Raw genomic sequence first — 6,655 nt, 5'->3', positions numbered from 1 at the left:
CCTGCCACATGTGTGGCAGGCGGCTTTTTTATGATCTACTTTACCGGCACAACCTGCTCTTTTTTCCTGTTCCTTATGCTATGGGGTAAAGAGGCGATAATCTCCTGTTGTAGTGCTTCAATCAGCTTTTTCTTCAGGAAGCTGCGGTGTACTACCATGCTTACCTCGCGCAATGGCTGTGGTTCGTGGAATGGGTGTACTAACTGGCGTTTGTTCTCCGGCATCTCCAGTACCGATAGCTCTGGCAACAGTGTTAGGCCATGCTGGGTCTCTACGATACGTTTCAGGGTTTCCAGGGAACCGCTCCTGTAATCTAAGTTGTTGGTTTGCTCTGAACCTCCGCTGCTGCTTCGGTTGCAAATGTTCAGTACCTGGCTTCTAAAGCAATGACCTTCATTTAGCACCCAGAGCTCGTCCATGTCCAGCTGTTCGGGTTTTATACTTGCATGTTTGGCCAGCGGGTGCTTTGGGTTGATATAAGTCACAAATGATTCATAGAACAAGGGTAACTCTTTTATACTTTTGTCGTCTAACGGTGTTACCAGAAGACCTACATCGAGTTGTTCGTGTTTCAGCTTCTCTGTAATCTGGTCCGTTAATAACTCCTGTACCACCACTCGTACATTCGGGTGTTTATCCAGAAAGCTGGTGATAAATAAAGGTATCAGGTAAGGCGCTAACGTAGGAATTACCCCGATGCGTAACTCCCCGGAAAGCTCCTGCTTTTGGCCCTGCACAATATCCTGGATCTTTTTTGACTCAGAAACCACTACACGGGCCTGCGCAATAATTTCCTTTCCTATTTCGGTTGGCCTTACAGGTACACGACTTCGATCAAACAATAGTACTCCCAACTCGTCCTCCAGCTTCTGTAGTTGCATACTTAAGGTAGGCTGCGTTATGAAGCAATGCTCAGCGGCTGTGGCAAAATGCCGGTAAGTGTCCACAGCCAGCAAATATTCTAATTGTATTAGAGTCATTGGCCAGATTTATAGGTTCAATTTACTCTGTGGCTTTTACCTATAGTAGTAAAATGATATTCCTTTTTTTAACAGATACAGAAGTTTACGAAAAAGTGCAACAGAAAAGGCTGCCTTTGTGGGGCAGCCTTTTCTGTTTGCTATACTTCAAAAGTATAAGATCTGTATAATTAAGCAGTGATACCAGCTTCCTGAAGAGCTTTTACCATTGTAGCGCCTATCTCAGCAGGAGATTCTACTACATGGATGCCATTCTCACGCATGATCTTCATTTTAGCAGCAGCTGTATCTTCCGCACCGCCCACGATAGCACCCGCGTGACCCATACGACGACCAGCAGGAGCAGTCTGGCCAGCAATGAAACCTACTACTGGCTTCTTGTTACCAGTTTCACTGATGTACTTAGAAGCCATTGCTTCGTAGTTACCACCGATCTCACCAATCATTACGATTGCGTCAGTCTCAGGATCTTCCATTAGCAGTTGAACAGCATCTTTGGTTGGAGTGCCAATGATTGGGTCACCACCGATACCGATTGCAGTAGAGATACCGAAACCAGCTTTTACGATCTGGTCAGCAGCTTCGTAAGTTAAAGTACCGGATTTAGACACGATACCGATACGACCTGGCTTGAAAACGAATCCTGGCATGATACCAACTTTCGCCTCGCCCGGAGTGATAACACCTGGGCAGTTAGGACCTATCAAGGTAACATCTTTATCTTTCAGGTAGTTTTTAGCAGCAACCATATCTTTCACAGGGATGCCCTCTGTAATAGCAACGATCACTTTTATTCCAGCGTCAGCTGCTTCCATAATAGCGTCAGCAGCGAAGGCAGGTGGTACGAAAATGATAGAAACATCAGCACCAGTTTTCTTTACAGCTTCTTCCACTGTGTTGAAAACAGGGAGATCCAGGTGAAAAGAGCCACCTTTGCCAGGAGTTACACCTCCAACTACGTTTGTGCCGTACTCAATCATCTGATGTGCGTGGAAAGATCCCTCTGAGCCAGTAAAGCCCTGCACGATCACTTTCGAATCTTTATTTACTAAAACACTCATGTGTATCTTTTTTAGTTTTTAATACAGTCGAACTATAAGGATGTGCAAAAATAGGCTTTTTTATGGCGCTTACAAAAAATAGTTATACCTAATATAGTGACTGTAGATGCTTTTAGAGGGAACGGTACAGCAGATAGCTTTGTTATTTTGCCGTGTTGCTTTTGTAGCATCCCGATCTGATAAAGTGAAAACTTGTAGCGGATAAAGTATTATATTTAATTCTTACCTTTGCACCCAAATCCAAAATCAAGACAGATGAAGTATCTGAACCATATTACCGAGGCAATCGGTAACACACCCTTAGTGAAATTAAACAACGTTTCGAAAGGCGTAAAACCTACTGTACTTGCTAAAGTAGAGTACCTGAACCCGGGTAACTCCGTAAAAGACCGGATGGCCATTAAAATGATCGAGGATGCCGAGGAAGCTGGTATTCTGAAGCCAGGCGGAACCATCATTGAGGGTACGTCGGGTAATACAGGTATGGGTCTGGCACTAGTTGCCATTGCAAAAGGGTATAAGTGCATCTTTACATTGGCTGATAAGCAAAGCAAGGAGAAAATGGATATTCTTCGTGCTGTAGGCGCAGAAGTAATAGTTTGTCCGACTAATGTTTCCCCTGATCATCCGGATTCTTATTATTCTGTAGCAAAGCGCCTGAACGAGGAGATTCCTAACTCATTCTACCCGAACCAGTACGACAACATGTCCAACACAGCTGCTCATTACGAGAGTACAGGCCCTGAGATATGGGAGCAGACAGAAGGGAAAATTACTCATTTCATTACAGGTGTAGGTACAGGTGGTACCGTTTCAGGAATTTCTAAGTACCTGAAAGAGAAGAACCCAAATGTGAAAACAATCGGTATCGATACCTACGGCTCTGTTTTCAAGAAGTACAAGGAGACCGGTATCTTTGATGAGAATGAAATATACTCCTATGCAACAGAAGGTATAGGCGAAGATATTCTTCCAAAAAATGTGGATTTCGATCTGATTGATGCATTTGTAAAGGTGACGGACAAAGACGGTGCCGTGATGACCAGGAGATTGGCAAAAGAGGAAGGACTATTTGTTGGCTGGTCTTGCGGGACGGCTATTTATGGGGCATTGGAATATATTAGGGAAAACAACCTGACAGAGAATGATGTTGTGGTTGTACTCCTGCCAGACCACGGTACCCGTTATTTAGGTAAAATTTATAACGATGACTGGATGCGTTCTCAGGGATATATTGACTAATAGCCTGTGAAAGATTCATAAATCATAGTATCAAAAAGCCTGAACTTTTGCTTCAGGCTTTTTTTATACTTACTTTTCCATATCATTGCTATCTGCGGCATTAGCTTTTCAGTTTTAAGTTATCAGGAGAAGCTTTATCTTGTTTAATATAAGATAGATGAAGAGCCTCTGGCAAAGGCAGTAAAGAAGAGTTTATTCAGTTTTTGGAGTGATGTGAGAGGAAAAGTGCTATTCCATTATCTAAATCTCCGTATTAATAAGAAAGAATAGAGAAACACAGTATGAGGAAATTGTCTGGAGTCTTGCTTATAGACGACGATGAAACTACAAACTTCTTAAATCACCGTTTGCTTAAACGAATGGACTTAACTGATAACATTCGAACATTTGTTAACGGAAAGCAGGCATTCGATTACCTCTACAATGTAAGTAACAATAACTATGAGGGGGGGAGCAGTGACTATTTCCAGCCCGAGCTTATTTTACTTGACATAAACATGCCTGTAATGGACGGGTTTGAGATGCTTGACTTGTATGAGCGTTTAGATCCGGAGTTTAGAAAAGGGATAATAATGGCGGTATTAACCACCTCTACACATCCACAGGATACAGAAAGCTCAAAGAAGTACTCTGCAGAATACCTCACGAAGCCCCTCACCGCTGATAAGGTAAAAATGCTATTGGATAAGCATTTTGAGAAGGAGAAGCGGGAAGCATAGGGTTATTGAAGATAGAAAAGAAAACAAAAGGGAAGCTGTGTATGACACAGCTTCCCTTTTGACTTAGAAAGAAAACCCAAAATTAGATTTTAAAGCCAGGTTGAGCAGCACACCAAAGCCTGCCATAAATAAGCCTATGGCTATTAACCTTTCAGTGTTAAGGTTTTTTGATTGTCTTCTCTTCTTGAGCAGATTGCCTCCAAGTGCTCCTAAGGCAAAAGCTGCCATTAAAGGCAAGCTACGCCCCCACATGACATTGCCGATCAGGAAGTGACTGATAAAACCTGTAAAGCTGGTAATCACCAGAATGAACAGGGAAGTGGAGGTGGCTATTTGTGAGGGTATCCGGAATAATTTAATCATCATCGGAGTTTGCACAAATCCTCCTCCAATGCCGAACAAGCCTGCTATAACTCCGGACACAAAACCAAAAGCCGTAATGAGGCCTCCGTTAATTCTGTAAGCCAGATGCTTTGCCCTGTTTTTTCGGATAAAAGAGGTTGGTACGCGTCGGATACGATACATCATGCCCGTACGGTTCGAGCGTTCTTTATGCTTTTTAGGAGCAAGCATGGTGGCGCCAGTCGCCACTACAAACAAAGCGAAAATAAACTGCAGTTTAAATACAGGCAGAAAAGCAACGAGAAAGGCGCCTAACACAGTGCCTACTACTGCTGGTAGTTGTATGAGCGTACCCACAACATAGTCAATGCTTCTGTCGCGCAGGTTAAAAATAGAAGCAATGATAGAGGCTGGTACCAAGGCAGACATAGTAGACCCAATGGCTATTTCGATGTTAAAGCCAAAGAAAATGATCAGAACCGGGACCATGAATACGCCACCACCAAATCCGATGATGGTGCCAAAGCCACTTACCAGCACACCTACCAAAAAAAGGATGAATTCCTCCATCAAAGCGGATCCTGTTTATTGCCCTCTGTTTTAACTGTTGTTAAGTTTACTCTGCTACAGGTACAAACTGGAATACATCTCCGTTGAAAAGGCCTTTATCACTTAACTTCAAGGACGGAATAACCAGCAGCGCCATAAAAGATAACGTCATAAATGGGGATTGAAGTTTACTTCCCATCTCTTTGCTCATTTGATCAATAGCTGAATAAGCCTCTGCTACTTTATACCCATCCTCTGCCGACATAATACCAGCAACGGGTAACGGCAGTAAGGCTTCTTTTCCCATGCCTACAGCAGCCACGCCACCCTCTGATTGTATGATCAGGTTAACGGCCCTGGCTATACTTTCATCATCTACACCCACGGCAATAATGTTATGTGAATCATGGCCTACTGATGAGGCTATTGCGCCTTCTTTAAGGCCTACGTTTTTTATAAAGGCGACTGATGGAATAGTATTCTCATAGCGGTTAACAACAGCAATCTTCAGGATATCCTGCTTTACATCTGCTTCGATAAACCCATTGTCTATGTTGGCCTCTGCCCAGGCTTCTTTGGTGATCAATTGCCCGTCAAATGCCTCAATCACGCGGATTTTGGTGGCATCGGCGGCAGCTACTTTAAACTGTTCGGCAGCCTTTTCATCTGTGTCGAAGTTATTGATGATCTCACTTGGGGTGAACTCTATTTTAGACCTGCCACTTTCAGCCACCAACTGGCCGTTTATATAAGTAGCCTTTACTTTAAAGTTTTCAGGGTTATCTATAAGTATGAAATCAGCAGCATCGTTTTCACGCAGCAGACCTACATCAAGTTTATAATGCTCTACCGGGTTTATACAGGCTGCTTGCAGTACCTGGAACAGGTTGTTCCCTTTAGCCAGGGCACGCTTCACCAGCAGGTTGATATGGCCTTCCACCAAGTTGTCGGGGTGCTTATCATCGGAGCAGAACATGATGTTGCGGTAGTGCTCCGGAAGGAGTGGTATAAGTGCTTCAAAGTTCTTGGCAGCGCTACCTTCGCGTATAAGAATCTTCATACCGACGGCCAGTTTGTCAAGTGCTTCCTCGGCGGTAAAGCATTCGTGATCAGTGGTAATGCCGGCTGAGGCGTATTGTGCGGCCTGTTCTCCCCGTAATCCTGGTGCGTGCCCGTCTACGGCTTTTCCATATTTCTTTGCCAGTTCAATTTTTGCCATCACCTCCGGGTCACGGTTTAGCACACCCGGCCAATTCATCATTTCTGCCAGGTACTTTATCTCATCACGTTTGAAAAGCGTCTCAATATCGTTGGTGGTTATTTCGGCTCCGGCTGTTTCGAACGGTGTAGCCGGAACACAGGATGGAGCGCCAAAGTAAAATTTAAAGGGTGCCTTTTTCCCATTCTCAACCATATATTCCACGCCCTGTAAGCCCAGCACGTTGCCAATTTCATGAGGATCTGATACCGTAGCCACCGTGCCATGTGGCACAGCTAAGCGGGCAAACTCACAGGGTACCAACATGGAGCTTTCCACGTGTACATGGGCATCCACGAAACCCGGTAAAATATAATCTGTGGCCTCAGTTGCTTCACGAACTAATTTAGAAATGCGGCCGTTTGACACATGAACAGTGCCCTGGTAAATCTCCTGGTGATGAATATCGATGATGTGCCCGGAAACGGAGAAATCTGTATGCATAATGCGGGGTGTTTATCTGATAAATTACCCTTTGGTAGGGCAGAAAACGGTAAATTACTT

At 44.1% G+C, this 6,655-nt stretch carries 5 protein-coding genes and 1 pseudogene; 2 read left to right on the top strand and 4 right to left on the bottom strand.

All coding sequences use genetic code 11. The features are described 5' to 3' along the window. Positions 1–35: 35 nt before the first annotated feature. A complete protein-coding gene (locus tag ACFSRY_RS12040) occupies positions 36–980 on the bottom strand; it encodes a hydrogen peroxide-inducible genes activator (protein WP_377507531.1) in 945 nt (314 codons plus the stop codon). A 170-nt stretch (positions 981–1,150) separates the two neighbouring features. After that, on the bottom strand, positions 1,151–2,041 hold the full coding sequence (gene sucD / locus ACFSRY_RS12035) for a succinate--CoA ligase subunit alpha (protein WP_377507528.1): 891 nt from the start codon (positions 2,039–2,041) through the stop codon (positions 1,151–1,153). 255 nt (positions 2,042–2,296) lie between these two features. Here sucD and ACFSRY_RS12030 point away from each other — a divergent pair. Together ACFSRY_RS12030 and ACFSRY_RS12025 are read left to right on the top strand one after the other, a co-directional pair. Further along, positions 2,297–3,280 (top strand): annotated as a pseudogene (locus ACFSRY_RS12030) (PLP-dependent cysteine synthase family protein); the annotation flags it as partial. A 284-nt stretch (positions 3,281–3,564) separates the two neighbouring features. After that, on the top strand, positions 3,565–4,002 hold the full coding sequence (locus ACFSRY_RS12025) for a response regulator (protein ID WP_377507525.1): 438 nt from the start codon (positions 3,565–3,567) through the stop codon (positions 4,000–4,002). Between the two features lie 63 nt (positions 4,003–4,065). On the opposite strand, the gene ACFSRY_RS12020 is transcribed toward ACFSRY_RS12025, so the two are convergent. Together ACFSRY_RS12020 and ade are read right to left on the bottom strand one after the other, a co-directional pair. Beyond that, positions 4,066–4,914: a sulfite exporter TauE/SafE family protein gene (locus tag ACFSRY_RS12020; protein WP_377507522.1), complete on the bottom strand. Its 849-nt coding sequence runs from the start codon at positions 4,912–4,914 to the stop codon at positions 4,066–4,068. Between the two features lie 46 nt (positions 4,915–4,960). Next, positions 4,961–6,595 carry an adenine deaminase gene (gene ade, locus ACFSRY_RS12015; RefSeq protein ID WP_377507519.1) on the bottom strand — a complete coding sequence of 545 codons (1,635 nt, stop codon included), beginning with the start codon at positions 6,593–6,595 and terminating at the stop codon, positions 4,961–4,963. Positions 6,596–6,655: the final 60 nt, after the last annotated feature.

It is taken from the genome of Pontibacter locisalis (genome assembly GCF_042684605.1).
In the GTDB taxonomy this organism is placed as follows: Bacteria; Bacteroidota; Bacteroidia; order Cytophagales; family Hymenobacteraceae; genus Pontibacter; species Pontibacter locisalis.
The sequence above is the reverse complement of the archived record's forward strand: the minus strand, read 5'-3'. Positions and strand labels throughout refer to the sequence as shown.